Origin of the sequence: Desulfopila inferna, assembly GCF_016919005.1 — a bacterium.
Taxonomy (GTDB): domain Bacteria; phylum Desulfobacterota; class Desulfobulbia; order Desulfobulbales; family Desulfocapsaceae; genus Desulfopila_A; species Desulfopila_A inferna.
Map to the genome: position 1 here is coordinate 19015 of NZ_JAFFQE010000004.1, position 22505 is coordinate 41519.

The following is a 22505-nucleotide window of genomic DNA, read 5'->3' on the forward strand; positions in this document are numbered from 1 at the left end:
CGAGTTTTAAAGTTATGCGATCATTTATCATTTACATCTGCTGCCTGATGCTTTTTTCCGGTTGCGGCAGGTCAGCTAGAGAAAGAAGTCCGGAGGAACAGGAAATGAAATCCACTTCCCCGTCTGTTGAAGCACCACAACCTGAGGCACAGGTCGTGACAAAGGTAAAACCTGAGGCTTCGCTTGCTCAAGCGCCGAAAGCAGCCGGGCAGGTTGTAGAGTCGACAACTACCACTAAACCACCAGTTGTTGAGAAAACAGTCGGACCGGTTGGCATTGAAGTTATCGGTGCCGATAGACAGAAAAAGGTCTTCGAGTTTGTGGTAATCGAAGGAGAAAACTATCCTGTACCGGATCCCTGGAAGGGCAGGAAGATCGGTGAGAAACCGAATATGTCTGCGTTGAGGCAGATTCCGGTGGCCTATACCCTGAATCAGTCAAAACTCTACCTTCATGAAAAGGCCTTGGAAGCCTTTGTCGAAATGGCGCAGAGCGCCCAAGAGGATGATGTCCATCTACAGGTTCATTCCGGTTTTCGCAGCAAGAATTATCAGCAAAAGATCTTCAGTAAACTTATGGCCGGGGGCAGAACCTGGGAGGATCTTGTACGCTATGTGGCGCCGCCGGGCTATTCAGAACATATGCTTGGCTTTTCCGTGGATCTCTACCCAAGCAATTGGCAGTTTGCCTCGACTAAAGCCTATGATTGGCTGAAAGAGCATGGCGAATCTTTTGGCTTCAGCGAAACGTACCCGCAATTCGGCCAGGAAGGTTATCCCTGGGAAGCCTGGCACTGGCGCTTTTCGCCTTCGTCTAAAGCGGTAGTCAAACACAGTCCCGCAAAAGACGAAATTATAGAAAAATGATATAGAGTCAGGTGGTAAGCAGTAGATCGAGCTTTCTTGAAGTTGGAGTTTATGCCCGTACGGGTGCTTATCGCCATCCCATCACTTCCAGATTGACCCAAACAGAGGGGCTTTGTGGCCTCTCTGCTTGTCCTGTATCACCTCTTTTTGATATCCGAGCTTCTGAGGATGTAGACAAGCATGATGAAGAGGAGGAAGTCTAATATGGATGCAGTCATGTAGATGAAGAAGTCCAGTACTACAAAAAGCGAAGGACTGTTTTCCTTAAGGCCGCCCAGGGTAAAATGAGAGAGAAGAAGGAGCATCTCCGAGGCCAGAGCCATTAGCAAAAGAGGCGCTGAGCCGGCTATATTACGAAAGAAGAAGCTCACCCCGTAGATGAGTGAATCAATGATTTTTCCGGAAACAAAATAAGCCGGTACCACATAGATAAAGAGCATGCTGAAAAACAGGATAGTCAGCATGACATAAGCAGTATTTTCGCCTGCTCCCGTGGAAGACATCAGCATCGCCGTGGCTGTGATGACAGGAATATACATGCAGAACAGCAGAAGGAGGTATCCGCCGACATAGGTTCTGAAGACAGTGGCGATAGAGCTGTACTTTTCTTCAATAATTTCGTAGTATATTCCGTATATTACCGGGCTGATGAAGATCGCCGACAGGATGGTGATGCTGCTGACAAGATCTGCAAAACCGCTCTTGGGAAAATAGACGATCAGGCCGTTGAGCAGTCCCACTGCAGCAAGAAAGAGCAATATACGCGGATGGGTACGCACTATATAGATGGCGTAGAGCAGATAGGTCTTCAGGTTCAATGAATTCATTTTCCAGTGTTCTTTTTCAGTTGCAGCTGTTTAAAAATATCTGTTTCTGCATGAGCGACACTTATTCCGGGCAGCCGTGCAGAGTTTCTTTCAGCAGGCCCAAGAATACTTCATTTGCAATGGTTTGCAATCTCTACGTGCCGCTCAGTCAATGTCTGTCCATAAATCGCGCTTGATGAGTTAGCGCTCCCTGCACCTACTCTCAATGAGCTGCCCGCTACTTGACTTTATGAACAGGATATACCAGGAGAGGTGTTGTTCGGCCCGGAATAGTAGATGGAAACTCTCCTTTGTACCTGCATCCCATTTTGGTATAAAAGCCGGTCGCATTGGGATCGGCAAGAATACGCAGAGCGTCGTATCCCATCGAAGTACAGATCGTGAGGCAATGATGGAAAAGTTCCCGGCCGATTCCTCTGCCGATATACCGCGGCAGCAGAAACATATGCTCGAGCCACAATCCGGCCTCGAGGAAACCCTCACCGACATTCACCCCGGTATGAATCTCGGCCAGTGAATAAAATCCTATAATGTCTTCCTCCGTCTCGAAAACAAAGGTAGAGTGGTTTTCAATATATTCAGGGGTGATGGTCAACTCATCATGCCAAATAATAAAGTAATGATCCGGATAATCCCAATACCTCTTTGCGGAGAAGGATATACGGGTAAGGATCTGGTGCTCATTTCTGTCAGCGCGTCGAATCATGGTGCCGCCGTTTTCAAGGGTAGATGCCCACGGCTCTGACCGGGGATCCGTCGGCCTTTGCTATCTTCAGGGGCAGGCAAGAAAAAAACAATTGAGGTTCAGGGAGCAGCCCAAGGCTGTTGAGATTTTCTACAATGATCATCTTGTCGAGCAGAATTCGATGTATCGGCAGTTCCCTGGAGTTTTCTCTATCTGCTGAAAGTGTATCAAAGCCTACTCCCTTAAGGCCGCAGCCGCATAGCAGTTTTGCCGCATTTTCACTGAGAATCGGATAGCCTCTCAAGTAACTGTCCTCTCCCCAGAATTTACTCCAGCCGGTGTTCAAAAGAACAAAGTCGACATCTTGCAGATCCCTGATCATGGGTTGAAGAAATGCACAGTCAACAACAGGGGTGGATACGGCAAGGCAGAAAGCCCTGCCGCAGAAATGATCGATGTTCAGGTCATCCAGATGCTCCCGGTTCTCGAAGATATGTGCCGGGGCATCGATGTGAGTTCCGTTGTGGCTGTGCAGGATGATCTTTTTCTCGGCAAAGCCGTCCTGCTGCACAGTGCAGGTATCAAGAATCTGTGGAGCTTCCGTTCCGGGGTAAACAGTCATGCCGGGGGCTATGGTATGAGAGAGATCAAATACTTTCATGGCAGGTCCCAGTTGCTGAAATAGTACCTTCAGTAATGATGTTTGAATAGTTGCCGTTTGGTATTTCCCGGCATCTTACCAGGAATATAATGAAAAGAGGGTAAAATCAATATAAGAAATTTTTTGCAAAGTGATCGGTTTGGTGCGCCTGACCGGGAATATCCGCCGATTGAGACTAGAAGTTCTGAAATTTTATGAATTTTCAGTGATTTGATCATACCCGGCCAGAAATCAGAATAAGAGGATGCAAACAGGTCCTGACAGCAACCTCAAAGAGGTGTGATTTGAGGGAAAAAACAATGTTATTTTCTCTGGTTGGGAATTCTTTGAAGAAAAAAACATTGTATTTGTTGAGCGTATCTTGAATAATGCGGAGATCTTTCATGACGTATCTTTGCAGAGGCTGCGGTGTCGGATCCTCCTTACCCTTATTTTTTCTGGATGGCATGTTTCCTTTGAGAAAGGTAAGGAATGCTGTTCTTGTGGAAGATACTTATTACCATAAGTTCTCTGCCTGGTGGAGAATTATGAATATCAGGGAGCAGGCGAGTTGACGGTTTATCAGTCCGGAGGTTTGAAAATGAAGATGATTTGTCCCCAGTGCGGGGTAAAGGGTTCTGCTGATAGTTCACTTCTGAATAAAAAGGTCAAGTGCCCAAAGTGTTTTAGAATTTTTGAGGTTGCTCCTGAGGTGTTCCAGCCTATTTCTGTTGGAGAGATGGAGCTTGAGCAGCTGTATGATTATGTTGAAAATGATCCTGATACAGCAAGCGAAGAGGAGGTAGACGATGTCCTCAGCAAGCTTTTGTCGAATGATAAGGATATTCATACTCCTTCCTGGGATAAAGGTATTTTTGATGATGAATATGAACAGTCGGAGGACGACGGGTTTGTTGCCGCACTTGCAGATATCGAGGATGAAATTATCGCAATTGATAACGTTCCCGAGAGTGGGGATGACACCCTTATTATCATAGAGGATTTCCAGGAAGACGCCGTTTTAGGTGATGGTTATGATCTGCACAGAACCTCAGAAGAAAAGCAGATAACCCTGGAGGAAGACAACGAGCCTGGGCAGCCCGAAGAGGAATTGGTTCTCGATGAAGAAGTTTCCGGGGCGTTATCGGACGAATTTGACTGGGATACTCTGGAACAGCGTTCTCCGGCAGATCAAAGCGAGGAACAATATGTCGCTGATGATACCGAGAAGCAGGAGTACCGGAGTTTTTCGGAGATTGATGAGGAAAAATCCGAAGAAGAGATCTCCGGAGAGGCAGAAGAGAATGAAGGTGAAGAATTCTTCCGTGATGAAACAGATAAAGAACTGGCCGATGGTGACGATCTATTTACTGTTGACGAGGACGAGGTTGATGAGGAAGAACAGGATGAAGATGAATCCGCTATTCGCAAGTGCTCAGCCTGTGATGAATATGTTGATCCCGATTCCAAATATGACTATGCCGGCAATGTTTACTGTTCGAAGTGTGTCCCGGCGGAGTTGAAAAAAGAGAGGGAAGCAGCCATCGCTGCCGCTGCGGCAGGCGCGCAGCTGGATGCAAAACCCGGACGATTCACTGTCAGCACACTTATTAAAGATGCCTGGCACTATTCCAAGGGTGTCAAAGGGGCTGTATGGGCAGGTCTGCTGGTGATGTACCTTCTGCTCATCGGTACGGGAATCGGCGCTGTTGTGCTGCTGCCGGAGGTTATTCTCCAGGATGATTCATTTCAGGCTCTGCTGATTGAAAGCGGTTTGCAGGTGGCGCTCGGTTTTCTTTCTTTTGTGTTTACTGCGGGAATTATTATAATGGCCGTACATAAGATCGGCCGCAAGCCCTTCTCCTGGAAGATGATCTTCAGCGGATTTTCGCGTTTTGGTTCACTTCTGCTTCTCTTTATTGTGCAATCGATCATGCTGACCATAGGATTCCTGCTGTTTATCCTGCCGGGAATCTACTTGAGCGTCGGCTATATTCTGGCCATCCCCTTGCTTTTTGAAAAAAAACTCTCTCCGTGGCAGGCTTTGGAGGTATCCCGACAGGCGGTCCACAAGCGCTGGTGGACGGTCTTCTTTTCCCTTATTGCGATGAGCATCCTCATCACCATTTCGACCATTCCGCTGGGACTCGGGCTGATCTGGACCATACCGATGTTTATAGTACTTATTGGCGTCCTTTATTACCATTTCTTCGGTGCTGAGGAGGAGTAGGGGACGCTCTCGATTCCCGGATTCCATAAAACCGGGATAAAGGTCTAACCAGCTGAGCTGGACAGAAACTTTAGGCAGACTGTCTTCCTGCAAAGAACAGGAAAATAGTCTGTAAAGTGCTAACAGGGTACTTTCCCGATTGAGATGGACTCTTTACAGTACTCTTATTTACAGGGTGTAAGAATCTTATGGGTTTTGGCAAAAATCTCAGAGACACTGAAAGAGGTGAGGTATGGTTTTAACAACCGCAGGATTGCTGTGGCTGGTAATGGGGGGAATGTGTATCGTGCTGGGAATGTTGGTGCCTGGATTTATGGTCTTCTTTTTTGGCCTCGGTGCCTTGATAACCGCCGTAATCTCCCTGATGTCCTCCGTATCGATACTTACCCAGCTCGTAATTTTTCTCGGTACTTCACTGGCCATGTTGTATCTCCTGAAAAATCGACTGGAAGAGATCTTTCCGGGAGATGATTTGTCCGAGGATGAGTAGAAACGGGCGGGAATATTTTGGAGTTTTAACCAGCAAGGGTTGAATATTGTGAGAAAAGCCGACCAGGAAGGGGGTGAGGAAGAGAAGCGGGCAAATCATTCATCGCTGCATATCCACATGCTCATGGTGCTTTGTGCATTCCTGGTCTCCACTTCATTTACGGTCGGTAAGGCCATAACCGAGGGGCTCGATCCCGCGGTTCTGACGCTGGTACGCTTCGTTTTCGCGACCATATTATTGTTCCCCTATGTCAAGATCTTTCATGGGCTGCGCTTCAGCTGGTCCCTTCTGATGCGCTGCAGCATCATCAGCCTTTGCCTGGTTATCTTCTTCTGGTGCATGTTTGTCTCCCTGCGCTATACAACTGCGCTTAATACCAGCATTATTTTTACCCTGGTACCGTCAATTGCAGGTCTCTATGCCCTCATTCTGTTGAAGGAGAGGTTAACCGAGGCTAAGCTTGTCGCCCTTGTCTGCGGTATGGCGGGTGCTGTATGGGTAATATTCCGAGGTGATATAGGACAGTTGCTGGCTATGCAGTGGAACAAGGGTGATGTAATCTTCCTGGCCGGCTGCCTGGCCATGGGATTGTACACTCCGCTGGTCCGCCTGCTGCACAGGAATGAGCCCATGGTTGTCATGACCTTCTGGATTCTGGTTTCCGGCAGTATCTGGCTTCTCCCCGTTTCCGGCCGTCATATGCTGACGATGGACTGGGGGGCGATTCCGCCCACTATCTGGCTGGGAGTAGCTTACCTGGCCCTGTTTACCACGGTAATAACCTTCTTCCTCACCCAATATTCCACGACTTTCATCGGGCCAACCAGAGTAATGGCTTATTCCTATCTCTATCCGGCTCTGGTTTTGCTTCTCGATATGTTTCTCGGCAAGGGGCTTCCCGAGTTAAAAGTTATTCCAGGGGTTCTGGTGGTGCTGGTGGCCATGTTTGTGATCCAGCGTTCCGCCTCAAAATCAATAGGGTAGCAGGGGATATCTCTCCTCAAGTGTATGTATCGCGCCTTTTGGGGACAGCCTGCTCGAATAAAGCTCAAAACAATTCACATCAAACTCATCGAACTGCAGGAAAGCATTCCCTGCCAGAAATTGAGTCAGCCGTTTGAGTGGAGCATTATTGAGACGGGCAATAGACACATGGGGTGAAAATTTTCTGCTGTCCGGCGCTATACCGCATTGCACCAGACAAGCATCGATTTTTCTCTTCAAGCGGATAAGCTCCTCCACTGGTTCCAATCCGGCCCAGATAACGCGCGGTTTGCCCCGTGGAGGAAAATGTCCTACTCCCCGGATACCTATGCTGAAGGGACTGAGACGGACGGTGGAGAGATTTTCTCTGATATCTTTATAGACGCTACCTTCCACTTCACCGATGAAGCGCAGGGTAATATGAATCTGTTCGACGGGTACCGGCCTTCCTCCAGGCAGAGAACGCCCCATTTCATGGAGCAGGGGGCCGATATATTCAGGAATGGGAACGGCGATAAATAGGCGCATCATAAAAAGCCCATAGTGCTGTAGTGGTTAATTGTCATAGCTTCCCCCTGGTAAGTGAAGCGGATCACGGGAAGGCTCCCAGGATGTCATCGAGGAAACAGACGGTCCGTTCTTCCAACCAGTAATTCGCAGCCTTCCTCTTGCCGATAAATCCGACGTGGCCGCCATATCTGGGTATTTCCAGGAATAGATTATCGCTGTCTCGTGCTTCCTCAACAGGATAGCAGCTCAGCGGCAGAAAAGGGTCGTCCTGCGCCTGAACAAGCAACGTCGGCACTTCAATCGCCGGCAGAAACTGTTTTGCCGAACATTTGGAGTAATAATCGGCAGCACCTTGAAAGCCATGGATGGGTCCGGTATATTTGTCATCGAAAGCGGCGAAGGTTTTCATTCCCGCCAGTCCTGCGGTATCGTATAGCTTTGGAAACATCGCTGCCTTAAGGCAAATTTTCTTCTTCAGGCCGCTCATAAAATATTTCATATAGATGCGGTTGTGCCAGCGGCCCATGAGAGCAGCGGAGTCGGCAAGTTGAACCGGCACCGAGAAAACCACGGCGGCTTTAACGGCTTGCGGAACTTGATCAGCTGACTCGCCCAGATATTTCAAAGTTTGATTACCGCCCATGCTGAAGCCGAGAAGAGCGGCTTGGCCGTAATTACCGGTGGCAAGCCCATGGCGGAGAACTCTGTGAAGATCATCGGTGACGCCTGAATGATAGAGGCGGGGCAGCCGGTTCATTTCAGCGGAGCAGCCGCGAAAATTGAGACAGATCACATCCCATCCCTGTTCAACCAGACAGGCCGCCATGCCGAGCATGTTCATGCGCCTGGAATTTCCTTCGAGACCGTGACTGATCACGGCCAGCCGAGGCGAGTATGATCCTTTGCGCTGCAAATGCCAGTCAATGTCAATAAAATCGCCATCGTCGGTTTCCAATCGTTCAGGCAGCGGATCAAGGATAGGTTTCCTGCGGAAAAGAGTGGGGTAGAGCGTTTGCAGATGACCGCTGGTGAAAGGGAAGGCTGGGACATAGGGAGGAACTGGCAGAACCGGCATGATCGATTATTTCTCTGAGCTCAGCTGCAGGATGGCCTGGTTGGCGATATAGAGACCGAATATTCCCGTTAATGTAGGCAGGCTGCCCAGGACGTTGCGAGTTCTCCCTCTGTCTGCGTGCAGCGGTGCATTTTCCTCCGGTTCGGCAATCTGATATTCGAAATCGACTTTTTCCGTTGAGTATACACAGGATATACCCCGTCCGATATCTCTGCGGCGCAGCCGTTTGCGTACCATCCGGGCAAGCGGGCAGTTGCTGGTGTCGAAGATATCTCCATAGCGTATCTTTGTTGGATCGGTTCGTAAGGCCGCACCCATGGATGAAATAATGGGAATTGCAGCAGAGTGTGCGGCGGCCAGAACCTGGATTTTGGGATTGAGCGAATCGATAGCATCAATAAGAAGATCCGGCGCGGGGGCGAGTATCTGCTCCATGGTCTCTTCAGCGGCGAAAATTTCCAGCGCTTCAACGGTGCAGTCTGGATTGATGGTGAGGATCCGTTCACTGGCGGCCTCCACCTTGGGCTTACCCAGAGTGGTGGTCAGCGCGAGAATCTGCCTGTTGATGTTGGTGAGCTGGATGTTGTCGAAATCGATCAGTCGAAAATGTCCAATACCGGCACGTGCCAGGGCTTCCATGGCGTGGCCGCCGACTGCACCAAGACCGACGATGGTAACGCTGCTCTGCTGCAGCAGTTCAAACTTCTCTTTCCCTATCAATTTGATTATTCGAGTGAATTTTTCCATTACACATTTTTCATCGGCTTCTGATGTGACACCATTATCTTTATGATTCCTGCTCAACAACATATCTAATCATAAAACGGACATTCCGCTATTCATTCCAGGAGAACATCTTCGCCCCCACTGCCAGTGCTGCGGCGGTAAAGACAACAAGGAAAAGACATTCCGACTGCACATCGACGAATGTCGCCCCCTCGTTCATGACCTTGCGAACACCCTGGAGCATGTGGGTCAGCGGGAAGGCCTGGGATAGCGTTTTCAACCACTGCGGTGAGCCTTCCAAAGAAAACCAGACCTCTGAGAGGAACATCATCGGCCAGGTGATAAAGTTTAATACGCCACTGGTAAACTCTTCGCTGGTCCCTCTTGCCGCAAGGATCAATCCGAGGGCACAGAGACTCAGTCCCCCGAGGAAAAAAAGAAAGAAAACCAAGAGAATGGAGCCCTGAATCTGAAAATCAAAAATGAGATCAGAGCCAATCCAGACGATTGTCAAAGTGAACATCAGCAGAAATATCCGCGATAAGGTCTGCGCACTCAGATATTCCAGGGGGGTGAGAGGGGTCGCCTTCAGCCTTTTCAGAGTGCCGTTTTTGCGGTAGCGCACAACCACATAGCCGACACCCCAAAGAGCTGAAAACATCATGTTCATGCCGAGCAGGCCGGGGAAAAACCAGTCGATATATCTGATCTCCCTTCCTTTGATGACCCGCTTTTGCGCAATCTTCAGATCTTCTGGAAGATAAGAGGCGAGGAGGATTTTTTCAGCGAGATATCCCTGCGGAGAAGAGTCGTTTATCCAGTAGGCCGGCTCATCAGATTGCCTGTCGAGGAGCAGGTCGATCTTGTGATGCCGCAATAACTCTTCTCCCTCCTGGCGATCAGGCAACTGGAGGAAGGTTATCCGCTCCTCTTCCAGAAACGATTCGGGGAGAGTATTCGGCAGGGAAGACTCCTGCGCCTCTGCAGGGAAAATGCCCACCTTGAATTTCTGGTAATTCTGGTCATCGAAGATGAAGCCGAATCCGATGATAATTAGAAAAGGAAAGGCGAAATTCCAGCCGAAGGCGGCCTTGTCCCTGAAAAATTCCAGATTTCTCGCCAGAAAAAGAGACCATACGCGTTTAAGATTCATAGTAAAAATGGGGGCATATCCAAGGTTATAATTTTTAGTCCCGCAGCTGTTTTCCGGTAAGCTGCAGGAAAACATCCTCTAGATTGGCAGATGATATCGACAGTCCCGAGAGTGCGACATTCATCCTGCTGAGATGCCCGATAGCCTCGTGAATGTCTGCGCATTCAATGCGTACCCCTCGTTTTTCCTGGTGCCAGGGATAGGGAAAGGCGGGAGGAACATCAGTGGGAGCCACTGCGGGAAGAAATATGGAATTGGTGCCGCAGTGCTCCCTGATCAAGCCGTCTGGGCTCCCTTCCGCGATTATTCTTCCCTGGTCCATAATGGCAATGCGTTCACAGAGGTGCTCGGCCTCCTCCATGGAATGCGTGGTCAGGATGATGGTTTTGCCTTCGTCCTTGATCTGCTCGACAATAGACCAGAGATTTCTGCGAGACTGTGGATCGAGGCCTGTCGATGGTTCGTCGAGAAAAACCAGTCTGGGTCTGTTGATAAGGGCCAGGGCGAGCATCAGGCGCTGCTGCTGCCCTCCTGAAAGTTTATTGTTTCTTCTTTCCAACAGAGGGCCCAGCTCACATCTGGATACCAAGATATCAAAATCTTCGGGATCGGTGAAAAGTTTGGCGAAGGTTCGCAGTGTCTCTTTGACGGAAAGAAAATTCAGTAATGAGGTATGCTGAAACTGAATGCCCACCTCCTCTTTGAAAGAGCTTTTCCGCTGTTCACCCCGGTAGAGAATCTGCCCGGAAGTCGGCTCTATTATATCTTCGATAATTTCGATGGTGGTTGTTTTTCCGGCCCCGTTAGGGCCCAGCAGACCTAGACAGTCACCCGGATAAATCTTCAGGGAAACATCATCGACGGCAACGGTATTTTTATATACTTTGCGAAGATTTGCTATCTCAAGCAGTGGTTTTTGTTCCGGCATGTATTGAATATCACGTGGTATAGTTTTGTAGAAAGTACTGTGTACCTTACAAACAGATCATGTCTTGAAGAGCTTACGGAAATGCTTTTTCCAATCCGCATTTCCCATCCACTCATTCCACCCTTCCCGAAGCTGAGGAAAGGTAGTCCAGATGTACATTACAATAACGATAGAGAGTATAAGTCATAATTATAAATCTGAAAGGAATTTTAGCAGATTACAATAGGAAGAATTGATGCGGCCTTGACATGCTAACAGTAATCACTTACTTTTAATAGTAATTCCTAAATGAGGAAACTATGCAGCTACGTATGACAAACCAGCGGGAAATGATTCTTGAAGAGCTTCAAAAGAGCAAGAAACATTTCACAGCTGATGAGCTCTATACCAGAGTGAAAAAGAAAATGCCCCGGATTAGTCTGGCTACTGTTTATCGGAACCTGGAAATTTTATCAGAAATCGGTTTAATTAGAAAACTTGAGGTCAGTGGCAGGCAGAAACGTTTCGACTGGGATACTGAGGAGCACGACCATATCTATTGTGTTCAATGTCACAGGGTCGACAACCTGGAGTTGGACAAAAAAAATCTGGGTATAGAGGCTCCCACCTCGGTAGACGGCTATACCATCACCGGATATAGGTTGGAATTTGCCGGATTGTGTGAGAGGTGTAGCAAACAACAAGAAGAAAGGGAGGATTAGGGGATGGCTGGATGTGCATGCGGGAGAAGCAAGGCATTATCAGAAGATGAGAAAAAAGTTCTTCTGGCATTCAGGGACTGTGGCAAGCCTGCAGGGGCAAAGGATATTGCCGAAGCAACCGGTCTCGATAAAAAGTTGGTCAGCGATACTGTTGCCAGGCTGAAAAAGAACAATCTGCTGGACAGTCCGGTGCGCTGCAAGTACGGCATCACCGGTGACGGTATCAACGCCCTGGTGTGATATTGTCAGGAATGAAACGTTAGAATCCCCTGAAGCTTTTATTGCATCAGGGGATTTTTTTTAGATAACAATTTACTCGAGATGAACTCTGCGATAAGCCCCGTACGGGCATAAACTCCGTCTTTGAGAAAGCTGAATTATTCATCTTTCTGCATCTTTTTTTCAGGATCGTCTGGCAAGTCGAGCTTAAAAACGGTGCCGTTTTGAGCTGAAGAGGTAAATTCTACCCTGCCGCCTAATATTTCCTCCCCCAACAGTTTCATGGAAAAGGTGCCGAGGCCTCTTCCCGTTTGTTCTTTCGTTGCTGAAATTACGCTGGAATATCCTGTCCTGTACTTTTCCCGGGATAGAGGTATGATTCCAGACGCAAAAAGATAAACTTCTTTTATTCCTTTCAAACCATACCTTCACCTCTCCATTTAAGTTATCGTTTGCTGCAGATAATTTAAGGAGCTCTCCTGCTGAAAATAGAGTAATTGTGATTGTCTTCCAGTGCGGCTGAAAAAGAGGTGCCGTGCGAAGCAGCTGCAAGATGAATAAGCGAAATCAGGATTCCTGTTGTTGGATTTTGCTCATCGCAATGACCAACCATGAGAGAGGCCGGTATGCCTTGGACGTTCTGGAAAAAAGAGAGGAAGAGGGCGGTCTGTTCTCAGTTGACGGAACAGTTCACCCCTGTCGCAGGACATGCCGACTGCGGAGCTCCGCCACCTTTACCTCAGCCAATTGCTCAGTCGCCGGGCCGCATTAAAGTAACTCTAGTCCGGGGCATCTGTGAGAGGTGCGGGGCCTGTTGTGCATTTTTCCCCGTTTCTTTTCCCGAGGATGAGGCAGAGGAAGGTACGGGCAATAACCTTCTGAGTAGCATGTCCCTCCCTGCGGGGCATTTAAGAAGAGTTATGAAGGGAACTGAAATAAGGCCGCATCGCTGTATAGCATTGCAGGGTGAGATAGGATTGAAGGTAAGTTGCCTCATCTATAACGATCGTCCGTCAACCTGCAGGATGTTCAGGAGGTCATGGGAGGAGAATATCGGCAACCTTCTCTGCGACAAGGCTCGTACAGTCCTGGGTCTACAACCTTTTTCGCAGTACTGAATACCTCTAAATAATAGGTGTGACCCGCTCCACCGTAACCTTGTTGTCCCATAATTGATCAAGCAGTTTTTCGTTATCGTTTCCGCTTGTCTGGATGGTGACCAGCTGATGATTTTTGCTGAACCCATGGTGCTGGTAGATCGCCAGGATTTCCCTGTTCTGCTTCTGGAAAATCTTCATCAAGGTGTAAAATGACTCCGGCTGATGATCGATTTTCAAATCAAAACGGCTACCTGGTTTATCCGTGCTCATCACTTCGATAAAGGCTTCAAGGACATCGGAGATGCTTATTACGCCCACCAGCCTGTTGCCGTCTACCACCGGCAGGCCGTCCACTTTGTTTATCCGCATTTTACGAACTGCCTCTACCAGCGGATCATCTGCCGAGACAGTCAAGGGGGAGGAGGTCATGACAGTTCTGATTTCGGTATTCTCGGCAATATATTCCTCCTCATTGCCTCCTTCTGAATCCAGAATGGAAGGCATGGCTTTTTCAAGATCTCCCGGGCTTATCACCCCGACTAGAATATCATCCTCAACTACCGGCAGACGGCGTATCCGGTGTTTTGCAAATAGTTCTTCTGCCTGGCGAAGGTTTTGTGCGGGATCGACCGTAACCGGGTCTGTTACCATCCATAAATTTACAAACATCGGGACATCCTCCTGCATTTCATGGAGTTGCATCTGCAGATTAGCCAACAGTATCTTGTGTGATGGCGTCATAAAAGCTGAATTTTGCATTGCATGATGTTGAGGCATGCGACGTGTTGTCTGTATCGTCGGAGATCTGCCAACAACAACACTTGTATATCACATTTGAGAGTCCATTTTATGTAGCTGCGCCATGAAACTCTATCTTGTCTGTATCACTGTTAAGGGCAAAATAACCTTTCCCGTAGTTATTTTGCAAGGTTGTTTCAGCATTACCGATACGGATGAGAGCACCAGCCTGAATCCAGCCACGTATCGAAATTTTCTGCTTGCATGCATAGCGCAGCCCTCCGGTTTTATCGTGTTCAGATGAAACCGGGACAAGATTGAACGGCAATAGTTCGGAGCGGGCATCGGATAGCTCTTCTTCGAGCTCCTCCAAGCCCTCATTGCGTGCGCCGGGACCAAAATGGCGATGCCATTTTTCTATCCTGGCGTGAGCTAGATGAAGGTTTTTCAGAAGTTTGAGGTATCGCTCATATCTCAGAGGGTCGGTGGCTGCAGCAAGCAGGGAATTGGGACTTGAATCCGTATCTACCTGAAAAACAGAGATACTGCCACCTGCATATAAGTCAGAAGCCACTACCCTGGATTCCTTTTGGCAGATGATGTCTCCCAGGCTCTGGATTGTGCTGAAATAAACCTCGCGCCTGATGATAGTCGACCCCCTGCTGAAAACGGAACCGCCTTCACTGAAATTAAGATCAACATCGCCAGCAGCCTGGACAAGAGCCTTCTCACCCAGGATCCCTCCGCGCAGAACCACGTTGGCACGGCTGTCGACGTTGGCCGCCTCCACATTCCCGCCGATAACTACGTCTCCGCCTGTGGTTACTTTGAAGCCTGGCTTTACCGTGCCGCTGATATCAACCGCATCTCTGGAATCGATGTTACCGGTGTGGAAATCGATATCACCGGATATGACGTGTTTTGCACTGACCTTTACATTGTTTTCATTGATAACGGAAAGCACACCGGCAAAGGCGGCGCGAATTTCGCCTGTATCCAGGTCGCATAGGATATCCGGACCGGGTTTAAAAAAAAGGTCTTTACCCGGTACTGGAGAAACTTCACGGCCAAAGATATCAACACCGGGAATCCCTGGTGTTGCCTTGACCTTCGTAGCCAGCAGCTGTCCCTGGTCAACGCCTATGAAAAGACGGCGTTCACGATAATCTATGCGGCCGTCACCCTGCACCTTACCGGATTGCGGTGCTGTCGAAAAGGCAAGGCGCAACCTGGCGTTCTCGCCATTGACCGGCAGTCGACCACGGGCGACGATATGGTTTTTTTGGGGCAGATTATCAGCTTCCATTGTGGCGAGAGCCGTAGCAATATTTTTTTCCCGGACTCCCCAGCAGACACCTTCATTCTTGAGCATTTCCAGAATTGTCGAACATTCCGGCAGGGAATCTGGATCGGCAGATGGATAGAGTGACATCTTTGCTGTCCAGGCATCCTTGCTTATTAAGAAAAGAGGCTCCAGACTAATAGTGATCCGTAGTGTCGTTTCATTATCTTCACGGACAAGAGTTGGGTATCCAGGTTGGGTGGATAGCAGAGAAAGACCGTCTGTGGAGAGCTTTACGAGGGGACCGGCGATAAGCTTAATATTCTTCTGGTCTCCATCTGAGGAGGGCATTGAGCCGTTGTCTACGATTGCTGCGAGCAGTGCCCCCGAAGGCATCAACAGGCCTACTTCAAGGAGCTGCTGTGCTTCCTTCTTGCCGCAGGCAATTGTAGCTGTCTTAAAAAATATTTTAACCTTCAATGACACACGTCTGTTCGTATTACCTTGATGTGATGCTGTAGATTGATCCAAAATTGCCTATGCGGTATCATTTTGATCTCTCATCGAATAGTGTATATAAAATACCGTCCTCCATCTTACAGCCTCTGGCCAGTTCCATATGTCTCAGTGTCGCAAAATTTGAACGGAAATCACCTTCGGAGATACCCAGATGGGTGCAGATCTGCTCCATAGTCAGGGGGCCTCTGCTTTTAATGAGATCAAAGATTCTTTGCTGCCCGTCGGTCAGGTTCGGCTCCTGAGACATAGTGTTCCTGGCACTGTAAACAGCCCAGGGATCGCAAGTCCGGGGAGTCGCCACAGCATCCATATAACAGTCTTCGCAGAGATTCTTCCCTGAATGTTGATAGCTGTCATCCGGGGAGATTGGGGTTGTACATTTTTCACACTTCATTTCCTACCTCCGTTAGTGAAGGTATTTCCGCTAGTCAATTCTTACAAGAATTACTCCGAGAATATATGAATGATAATGAAGCTATGTCCTTTGCAGGACAGGGTGTTTGTTGCCATCGTCATCGACCGCCACATAAGTGAATGCTGCCTGGGTGACCTTGTATCGTCTTTCCTTATGTGGTCCCTGCATCGGTTTTACCCAGATCTCTAAAGAGATGGTTATGGAGGTGGTTCCGATGTTAATGACCTTGCCATAACAGCAGACAACGTCGCCGACTTTAACCGGCCTTAAAAATTTGATGGAGTCGACAGCGACAGTGACCACCCTGGATTCGGAGACCTCCTTGGCCTTTATGCCGCCGGCGATATCCATTTGAGACATAATCCAACCGCCGAAGATGTCGCCGTGAGGGTTGGTATCGGCGGGCATTGCCAGAGTTCTCAGTATTGGCTCTCCCTGTGGTTCTTCTTTTTCTTTCATAAGGAATATTGTTTAGCTGTTTAAGACCTGATATGTTCCGCGGCCACCATGGTATCGATAAAGTCGAGGACGAAGCGGCGCTGTGCCGGGGTTGCATGGGCAATGCAGTCGCAGTGGAGGTTGGCGGCGCTGCGCACCAGCAGTTCGAAGCGGACGGATTCATTCTCCATTTCCACTCCGAGATAGAAGGGTGCGCATTCTTTATGACCCTGCTGGACCTCGGAGAGAAGGTCAGGGCTCAGTTCAATCCAGTAGAGTCCGATCATCGGTCCCTGTTTGAGTGATCGTTTGAGGTAGGAGTCGATATTATCCCTTTCCATGGGAGAGAGTTCGTCTATGACAATCTGGCGCATAATTTAAGATGTAATAAGGTTAGGGTTATTAAACTCCGCGGTGATGACGGCGCTTATTTGATTTTCTCCGAAAAAGCTGATAACCGATCATTCATATGTCAAGCCAGGTGGTATCGGTGTTCAGATTTTCACAGCCATCTTCTCTGACAACCACCATGTCCTCCAGACGGATGCCTCCCCAGCCGGGAATATAGATACCGGGTTCTATGGTTATTACCATGCCGGCTTTGAGCTTCTTTCTGCTTTTCGCGGAAATCCTGGGCTCTTCGTGTACAGCCAGACCCACTCCATGGCCCACTGCGTGACCGAAATGCTTGCCGTAGCCCGCGTCCACGATGATTTTTCGTGCGGCCATGTCCACCGATCCTGCCGAAACCCCCGAGCGAACTGCAGAGATGGCGGCCAGCTGGGCCCGGCGTACGATGCGGTGAATTTCAAGATATCTGGTGTCGGCTGTGCCGTAACAGAAGGATCTGGTCATATCCGAGCAATAGCCATTGAGCACCAGGCCCATGTCTATCACTACGGGAGCATTTTCAGCAAGGACATTCCTGCCGGGAACAGCATGAGGCAGCGAACTTGTATTACCCGAAGCTACGATGGTATCGAAACCTTCCCGTTCGGCTCCCCGACGCCGCATTTCCGCGCCTAATTCCAAAGCCAGCTCAATCTCGGTTTCCCTGCCGCTGAGCTGTTTAAACGTTTTTTGAAAAACCTGCTCATTAAGATGCACTGCCTGACGGATACATTCAATCTCGTCCTTGCTCTTTACCAGGCGCATTTTCTCGACGAGGCCGTTTAGTGGTATCATTTTAATGGCCAGGTCTCGCCCCAGTCCAAAAAGCTTGTCAGCGGTTGAGTGCAGGGTGTAATCGGACTCAAAGCCCAGAGACGTAATTCCCAGATCGGGCAGGAGGCTTTTAAGTTGATGGAAGAGTCCCTTGGTGTTGAGAAGAACTTTAAAACCACGAGCCTCCCGCTCAGCCTGTTCCCGGTATCTGAAATCGGTGAGCAGGAAAGTGGAGCCTTTGCGGGTGATCAGGAGAAGCCCGGATGTTTCTGAGATGCCATGATCTGTAGCGGTATAACCGCTAAGATAGCGCCTGTTTTCAGGGCGGCTGACTAAAATTGCATCAAGTTTTTTTCCCGCCAGACTTTTCCTCAATAGAGCAAGACGAGCTGAGTAATCCATTGATCAGCCGTTATTTGGCGGCAAAAGCTGCCGGCGGATCATTTCTTTTCTCTGGTCCAGTGCTTCGTTGTACTGATTGTTGAGATTGGTCAGCATCTTCTCGAGTTCTTCCCTGTATTGCGGATGCATCGCCGGATTAATGTTCATGTCTTCGGTAAGCTGCGTTCCCTGTTGTGCCAGTTTCTGTTCGAGCTGTGCCCTGATAGCGTCGTCAAGCTGCTGCTGCATCTGCTCTTTGTGCTGACTGTACTGGTTCAGGATTTGCTGCAGTTCCTGACATGTTGAGGTTGTATCTCCCGGGGCGAGTTCGGCCACGGCGGCCAACGCCCTGGTGCTGCTTTCCAGAAGGAATTCATCGCGGGGAAGAACAATGTTGCGGAGCAGGGTATCGGTCATGCCCCTGAGAATGGCTGGTTGCTCCTCCTTGGCCCGTTTTTGCAGCAGAGCATGCAGATTATTGCCCTCTCCGCTTTGCAGGTATTCCGCGGCAAGACGCATGCCTTCCCTGACGGCATCGCCGCCCCTTGTCTCTTCCTTGGATTCGGCTGCCATTTTGGCCGCTCGTTCCATAACCATATCAATGGTGCTTCGTATTTCCGCCATAACATATATCCTATCGGTTGTATTTGACTCACCAGGCTGAGCTCAATAAGAAACTTTAGACAGATTCTTTTATTGCAAAGAAAAACAAGAAAACAATCTGTGAGATTAGCAGAGACCCGAACTTAATACAGGTTCTGCTGATGTGTCATCAAAAAACTCCAGTAACTATTCAGCAGCACCCCATCTGTATACGATCAGCCCGAAAAACATAGGCACACTATAGCTTTTTCCGGGCTGCTCGAAGTCGGAGTTTATGCCCGTCAGGGTGCTTACCTGGAGCGCTGCTGAACAGTTACAGTTCAGGGCAAACTGCCGGTTTTTAACTTCTTGCTGAATAGTTACAAACTCCAATTATTTTAGAAAATTCAACCCGCTGCATGTGTCCGGACTCAGGGGCAAATTCATCCTTTTTCAAAAACGGCGTTTAGCCGGGCTAAAAGCAATCAGGCATAAACTAATCATCAGTGATATTACGGACAAGCCGAGCGGCAAAAAAGCCGTCGATGTTTTGCGAAGGAAGTGGTTGAAAACATCGATTTCTGATGAGGGGGGAGGCCTCTTCAGGTAGCCAGGGGGTACAGTCGGACAGGGAAAAATCCTTTCTTTCCTCGAGAAATGCAGAGACATTATCAATGTTTTCTTCATGTTCCAGGGAGCAGGTAGCATACACAAGTACGCCGCCGGGCAGCAGGGCCGAGCCGCCCAGGTTGAGAAGTTCTTTCTGTATAGCACTGTATCTGGTTATATCCTCTGGTCGTCGCCTCCAGCGAATATCAGGCTGTCTGCCGATTACACCGGTGCCGGAGCAGGGCGCATCAATGAGAATGCCGTTAAAGGACTGTGTCTCACTCTTCACGAATTCCTGCAGGTTGCCTGCGAACAGGGAGAATGTTTCCGGCGAAGCAAGAGGTTTAACGCTGCTTAGCAGTTTATTGCGGCGCCGCTCCTCCGGTTCGACGGCGATAAGCCGTGCCTGGTGGGGCGCAAGGAGCTGCAGGAGATGGGCGGTTTTGCCGCCGAGTCCGGCACAGCCGTCGAGGTAGCTGCCTTTGTGCTGGACTGGCCGAAGAAGCAACGCGGTAAGTTGGGCGGCCTCGCCCTGCACCTGGAAATATCCTTCCCGAAACCCTGGAAGGGCGGTTACCGCACCACTGTATTCCTGCAGGATAACGGCGTCGGGTGCATATCTGCCTGAGGCAGCGGTTATGTTTTGTTTGGCCAGAAGAGAAAGGTATTCCGTGGGCTCAATTCTCTGGCGATTAATGCGCAGGGTCAGCGGCTGCCGGAGGTTGTTGCTTTTGCAGATAGCCTGCATGCCTCTTTTGCCGAAACGGCTGGTCCAGCGTGTGGTCAGCCAGTCGGGATGGTTGAGAACCGGTTCACCGTCTTCTCCAGGATCGCCTGGCTGCGGCAACGAATCGCGTTGGCGGATGCTCTGCCGCAGCACACCGTTGACGAAGCCATGCAGTCTTCTGGGCGCCTTGGCGGCCTTTATGCCGTTGACGGTTTCGTTGACCGCGGCGGACGGCGGTATGCGGCTGAGGAAAAGAATCTGGTAGAGACCCACGGCAAGACCTTGGAACACCAGAGGGTGGAGCTTCTTCAAGGGGGTTTTGCACAGCCTGGTCATCACAATTTCAAGGTACTGATAATTACGCAGAACACCATAGATGAGGTTCATTGCCAGCGCCCGGTCGGCTCCCTCAAGCGCGTAGTTCTCGCAGATCCGCTGGAACAGCAGCGGCAGAGGCGTATGTGTGCTGCGCAGTTGATGGAGGGTTTCAATGGCGATGAATCTGGAATTTGTTCTGATCATTTGCTGTATAACGGAAAAGTTGTCGGAGTAAGCTCTGATCTGCTATCATCACACATTTCGTCTGCTCGGGCAATCAACTTCTGCAATGGCATTTGTTCATACAAGTCATTACATGAAAAGAAAAAATCTCTCGGCATTGCCCAAGGAAAATGGTATGTCTCCCGCAAGGATCGGCAAAAGTTGCAATTAAGTCGCTTCTGGTAGACAATATAGCGTAATGTTGGTAAGTTTCAGTTTTCCCGTCAGCGGAAATGAAGCCAACCTCTACAATTCAGATATATTCATAATGAAGAGATTTCTTCCTATTACCGTTTTTGTCCTGCTCTTCTTTTTCGGGGCCTCATTCTCTTTCGCCTTTGTCCGGGATGAGGTGGTCGAACGGGGCCATCTGCTTTGCGGCGTTTCCACGGGCATACCGGGATTTTCCAATGTCAACGGCAGCGGCAACTGGAGTGGAATCGACGTCGATATCTGCCGTGCAGTAGCTGCAGCGGTCCTCAATGATGCCTCGAAGGTTGAATATGTTCCGCTACTCCCCAAAGAGCGGGCCACGGCGCTGCTGGCGGGGAAGATTGACATTCTCTCCAGAAACTATGCCTGGAATCTTACCCGTGACAGCTCGTTGAATTTGAACTTTGCCGCAATCACCTTTTTTGATCTACAGGGTTTTCTTGTCGCCGAAAGAATCAAGGCGGAAAGCATTCTCGAACTGAAGGACTTTTCCGTCTGCCTGCAGTACGGCACGACTTACGAAGAGAATCTGGCTGAATACCTCCAGGAGAGCGAGCTAAAGTACAAAGCCATCGTTTCAGATACACCCGATCAGATCATCAAGGACTTCGAAGCCGGAAGGTGTGAAGTTATCACCGGCGGCAGGGCTCAGCTGCAGGGGATCAGAAGCAAGATGAAGCAGCCGGCTGAAACCTATTTCCTGCCCGAAGTCATTGCCGCTGTTCCTCTAGGACCTGCCGTACGTCAGGGGGATGATTTCTGGTTTGATATCGTCAAATGGACGGTATTTGCCATGATAAATGCCGAAGAACTGCAGATTACCTCGTCTAATGTCGATTCCATGGTTGCTGCCAGGTCCAGCAAGGCTGTCCAGCGTTTTCTCGGTCAAACCGGCATCGGCGGCAAGGGTCTTGGATTAGCCGACGGCTGGGCATATCAGATTATCAGGCAGGTCGGCAATTATGGCGAGTCGTTTGAGAGAAACCTGGGTGAATCCTCTCCGCTGAAGTTAAAGCGTGGCCTCAATAATCTCTGGAATAAGGGCGGGATTCTCTATGCTCCCCCTTTGCAATAATCATCACGGCCACTCAATTATCGGTTGTTACGCATAATAACGCCGTCGAATTAGCGCTTTATTGATGTCCTCATGTCTTTTCGGCGGTGGCCAGAAAAACGGTGAAATCTCTCTGCGTCCCATCTTCTGTTTCTTTGCTGATAGTGTGAACTGTCCGAAATCCAATATTGGCAAAACCCCTCTCCTGAAGTTTCGTACTCAGAAGATGCCGGTCAAAACCGTGGTGCTGCTCTTCTGCTCCGGCTTTGTGGAAGGAGCCATCCTCAGCATCGAGATCGGCGACGGCAAGAAGACCGCCTGGTATAAGCAGCTCGGAAAATCTGGTCAGCACCGTGTCGATATCGGCAATATGATGCAGAGTCATGGAGGTAAAGATGAAATCAAAATCCTGCGCTAGTTCTATTACGGTTATTTCGCCCAGGTACCCTTCAATGTTGGTTATGCCTTGCTCTTCGATTTTCTGCTGCAGCACTTCAATCATGCCCGGTGATGAATCAAGGGCAATGATTTTGCCAAGCTTTGGGGCAAGGGGCAGACTGATAAGCCCGGTGCCGCAGCCGAAATCCATGGCACGCATGCCGGAATGAAGCGGCAGTTCGGCAATGCTCCGGGTGACAGCGGCAGCCATTTCCCTGCGTGTCTGTTTCTTGTCCCAATCCCGGGATTTTCTGTCAAAGTTACTTTCCAT

General features: G+C 49.3%; 26 protein-coding genes. 8 read left to right on the forward strand and 18 right to left on the reverse strand.

Features of this window, described 5'->3' with window-relative positions:
* The first annotated feature begins 104 nt into the window (after positions 1-104).
* The gene (locus JWG88_RS11045; protein ID WP_205233815.1) at positions 105-866 is read left to right on the forward strand and encodes a M15 family metallopeptidase; all 762 of its coding nucleotides are present in this window, start codon (positions 105-107) and stop codon (positions 864-866) included.
* A 137-nt stretch (positions 867-1003) separates the two neighbouring features.
* Here the strand turns inward: JWG88_RS11045 and JWG88_RS11050 are convergent, their stop codons facing one another.
* The 3 genes from JWG88_RS11050 to JWG88_RS11060 all read right to left on the reverse strand — a co-directional run bounded on the left by JWG88_RS11050 (position 1004) and on the right by JWG88_RS11060 (position 3039).
* Positions 1004-1693: a hypothetical protein gene (locus JWG88_RS11050; RefSeq protein ID WP_205233816.1), complete on the reverse strand. Its 690-nt coding sequence runs from the start codon at positions 1691-1693 to the stop codon at positions 1004-1006.
* A 217-nt stretch (positions 1694-1910) separates the two neighbouring features.
* Positions 1911-2399, reverse strand: a complete 489-nt coding sequence (locus JWG88_RS11055; protein WP_205233817.1) for a GNAT family N-acetyltransferase — start codon at positions 2397-2399, stop codon at positions 1911-1913.
* A 13-nt stretch (positions 2400-2412) separates the two neighbouring features.
* Positions 2413-3039 (reverse strand): cyclase family protein, encoded by a 627-nt coding sequence (locus tag JWG88_RS11060; protein WP_205233818.1) that lies wholly within the window; start codon positions 3037-3039, stop codon positions 2413-2415.
* Between the two features lie 580 nt (positions 3040-3619).
* Here JWG88_RS11060 and JWG88_RS11065 point away from each other — a divergent pair.
* The 3 genes from JWG88_RS11065 (at position 3620) to JWG88_RS11075 (ending at position 6722) form a co-directional block, all read left to right on the forward strand.
* Positions 3620-5248: a hypothetical protein gene (locus JWG88_RS11065; protein WP_205233819.1), complete on the forward strand. Its 1629-nt coding sequence runs from the start codon at positions 3620-3622 to the stop codon at positions 5246-5248.
* A gap of 232 nt (positions 5249-5480) precedes the next feature.
* Complete coding sequence (locus JWG88_RS11070) at positions 5481-5738, forward strand: NfeD family protein (protein ID WP_205233820.1); 258 nt, start codon at positions 5481-5483, stop codon at positions 5736-5738.
* A 48-nt stretch (positions 5739-5786) separates the two neighbouring features.
* Entirely contained in the window at positions 5787-6722 is a 936-nt protein-coding gene (locus tag JWG88_RS11075) for an EamA family transporter (protein ID WP_205233821.1), read from the forward strand.
* Here the strand turns inward: JWG88_RS11075 and thpR are convergent.
* From thpR to JWG88_RS11100, 5 genes are all read right to left on the reverse strand, one after another.
* Positions 6711-7253: an RNA 2',3'-cyclic phosphodiesterase gene (gene thpR / locus JWG88_RS11080; RefSeq protein WP_205233822.1), complete on the reverse strand. Its 543-nt coding sequence runs from the start codon at positions 7251-7253 to the stop codon at positions 6711-6713. The two genes, JWG88_RS11075 and thpR, sit on opposite strands and share 12 nt — an antisense overlap.
* A 61-nt stretch (positions 7254-7314) precedes the next feature.
* The gene (locus JWG88_RS11085; RefSeq protein ID WP_205233823.1) at positions 7315-8307 is read right to left on the reverse strand and encodes a YheT family hydrolase; all 993 of its coding nucleotides are present in this window, start codon (positions 8305-8307) and stop codon (positions 7315-7317) included.
* Positions 8308-8313: 6 nt separating this feature from the next.
* Entirely contained in the window at positions 8314-9054 is a 741-nt protein-coding gene (locus JWG88_RS11090) for a tRNA threonylcarbamoyladenosine dehydratase (protein ID WP_205233824.1), read from the reverse strand.
* Positions 9055-9142: 88 nt separating this feature from the next.
* Complete coding sequence (locus JWG88_RS11095) at positions 9143-10186, reverse strand: ABC transporter permease (protein WP_205233825.1); 1044 nt, start codon at positions 10184-10186, stop codon at positions 9143-9145.
* A 34-nt stretch (positions 10187-10220) separates the two neighbouring features.
* Positions 10221-11114 (reverse strand): ABC transporter ATP-binding protein, encoded by an 894-nt coding sequence (locus JWG88_RS11100; RefSeq protein WP_205233826.1) that lies wholly within the window; start codon positions 11112-11114, stop codon positions 10221-10223.
* A 299-nt stretch (positions 11115-11413) separates the two neighbouring features.
* On the opposite strand from JWG88_RS11100, the gene JWG88_RS11105 reads away from it, so the two are divergent.
* Both JWG88_RS11105 and JWG88_RS11110 read left to right on the forward strand, forming a co-directional pair.
* Positions 11414-11815, forward strand: coding sequence for a Fur family transcriptional regulator (locus JWG88_RS11105; RefSeq protein WP_205233827.1), 402 nt, complete (start codon positions 11414-11416; stop codon positions 11813-11815).
* Positions 11816-11818: 3 nt separating this feature from the next.
* A complete protein-coding gene (locus JWG88_RS11110; protein ID WP_205233828.1) occupies positions 11819-12055 on the forward strand; it encodes a phenylalanine--tRNA ligase subunit alpha in 237 nt (78 codons plus the stop codon).
* 137 nt (positions 12056-12192) lie between these two features.
* Here the strand turns inward: JWG88_RS11110 and JWG88_RS11115 are convergent, their stop codons facing one another.
* Complete coding sequence (locus JWG88_RS11115) at positions 12193-12453, reverse strand: hypothetical protein (RefSeq protein WP_205233829.1); 261 nt, start codon at positions 12451-12453, stop codon at positions 12193-12195.
* Between the two features lie 207 nt (positions 12454-12660).
* Between JWG88_RS11115 and JWG88_RS22165 the strand changes: the two genes are divergently transcribed.
* On the forward strand, positions 12661-13152 hold the full coding sequence (locus JWG88_RS22165) for a YkgJ family cysteine cluster protein (RefSeq protein ID WP_205233830.1): 492 nt from the start codon (positions 12661-12663) through the stop codon (positions 13150-13152).
* 6 nt (positions 13153-13158) lie between these two features.
* On the opposite strand, the gene JWG88_RS11125 is transcribed toward JWG88_RS22165, so the two are convergent.
* The 8 genes from JWG88_RS11125 to rsmB all read right to left on the reverse strand — a co-directional run bounded on the left by JWG88_RS11125 (position 13159) and on the right by rsmB (position 20511).
* Positions 13159-13803: a CBS domain-containing protein gene (locus JWG88_RS11125; RefSeq protein WP_205233831.1), complete on the reverse strand. Its 645-nt coding sequence runs from the start codon at positions 13801-13803 to the stop codon at positions 13159-13161.
* A 178-nt stretch (positions 13804-13981) separates the two neighbouring features.
* Positions 13982-15640 carry a flagellar assembly protein A gene (locus JWG88_RS11130; RefSeq protein WP_205233832.1) on the reverse strand — a complete coding sequence of 553 codons (1659 nt, stop codon included), beginning with the start codon at positions 15638-15640 and terminating at the stop codon, positions 13982-13984.
* Positions 15641-15701: 61 nt separating this feature from the next.
* Positions 15702-16067, reverse strand: a complete 366-nt coding sequence (locus JWG88_RS11135) for a hypothetical protein (RefSeq protein ID WP_205233833.1) — start codon at positions 16065-16067, stop codon at positions 15702-15704.
* Positions 16068-16148: 81 nt separating this feature from the next.
* Positions 16149-16547: an acyl-CoA thioester hydrolase YciA gene (yciA, locus tag JWG88_RS11140; RefSeq protein ID WP_205233834.1), complete on the reverse strand. Its 399-nt coding sequence runs from the start codon at positions 16545-16547 to the stop codon at positions 16149-16151.
* Positions 16548-16567: 20 nt separating this feature from the next.
* Positions 16568-16900, reverse strand: a complete 333-nt coding sequence (locus tag JWG88_RS11145) for a hypothetical protein (RefSeq protein ID WP_205233835.1) — start codon at positions 16898-16900, stop codon at positions 16568-16570.
* Positions 16901-16991: 91 nt separating this feature from the next.
* On the reverse strand, positions 16992-18092 hold the full coding sequence (locus tag JWG88_RS11150) for a M24 family metallopeptidase (protein ID WP_205233836.1): 1101 nt from the start codon (positions 18090-18092) through the stop codon (positions 16992-16994).
* A 3-nt stretch (positions 18093-18095) separates the two neighbouring features.
* Positions 18096-18695 carry a DUF6657 family protein gene (locus JWG88_RS11155; RefSeq protein ID WP_205233837.1) on the reverse strand — a complete coding sequence of 200 codons (600 nt, stop codon included), beginning with the start codon at positions 18693-18695 and terminating at the stop codon, positions 18096-18098.
* Positions 18696-19149: 454 nt separating this feature from the next.
* Positions 19150-20511 (reverse strand): 16S rRNA (cytosine(967)-C(5))-methyltransferase RsmB, encoded by a 1362-nt coding sequence (rsmB, locus tag JWG88_RS11160; RefSeq protein WP_205233838.1) that lies wholly within the window; start codon positions 20509-20511, stop codon positions 19150-19152.
* A gap of 286 nt (positions 20512-20797) precedes the next feature.
* Here rsmB and JWG88_RS11165 point away from each other — a divergent pair, with 286 nt between their 5' ends.
* The gene (locus JWG88_RS11165) at positions 20798-21817 is read left to right on the forward strand and encodes an amino acid ABC transporter substrate-binding protein (RefSeq protein WP_205233839.1); all 1020 of its coding nucleotides are present in this window, start codon (positions 20798-20800) and stop codon (positions 21815-21817) included.
* Positions 21818-21887: 70 nt separating this feature from the next.
* On the opposite strand, the gene JWG88_RS11170 is transcribed toward JWG88_RS11165, so the two are convergent.
* Positions 21888-22505 (reverse strand): class I SAM-dependent methyltransferase, encoded by a 618-nt coding sequence (locus JWG88_RS11170; RefSeq protein WP_205233840.1) that lies wholly within the window; start codon positions 22503-22505, stop codon positions 21888-21890.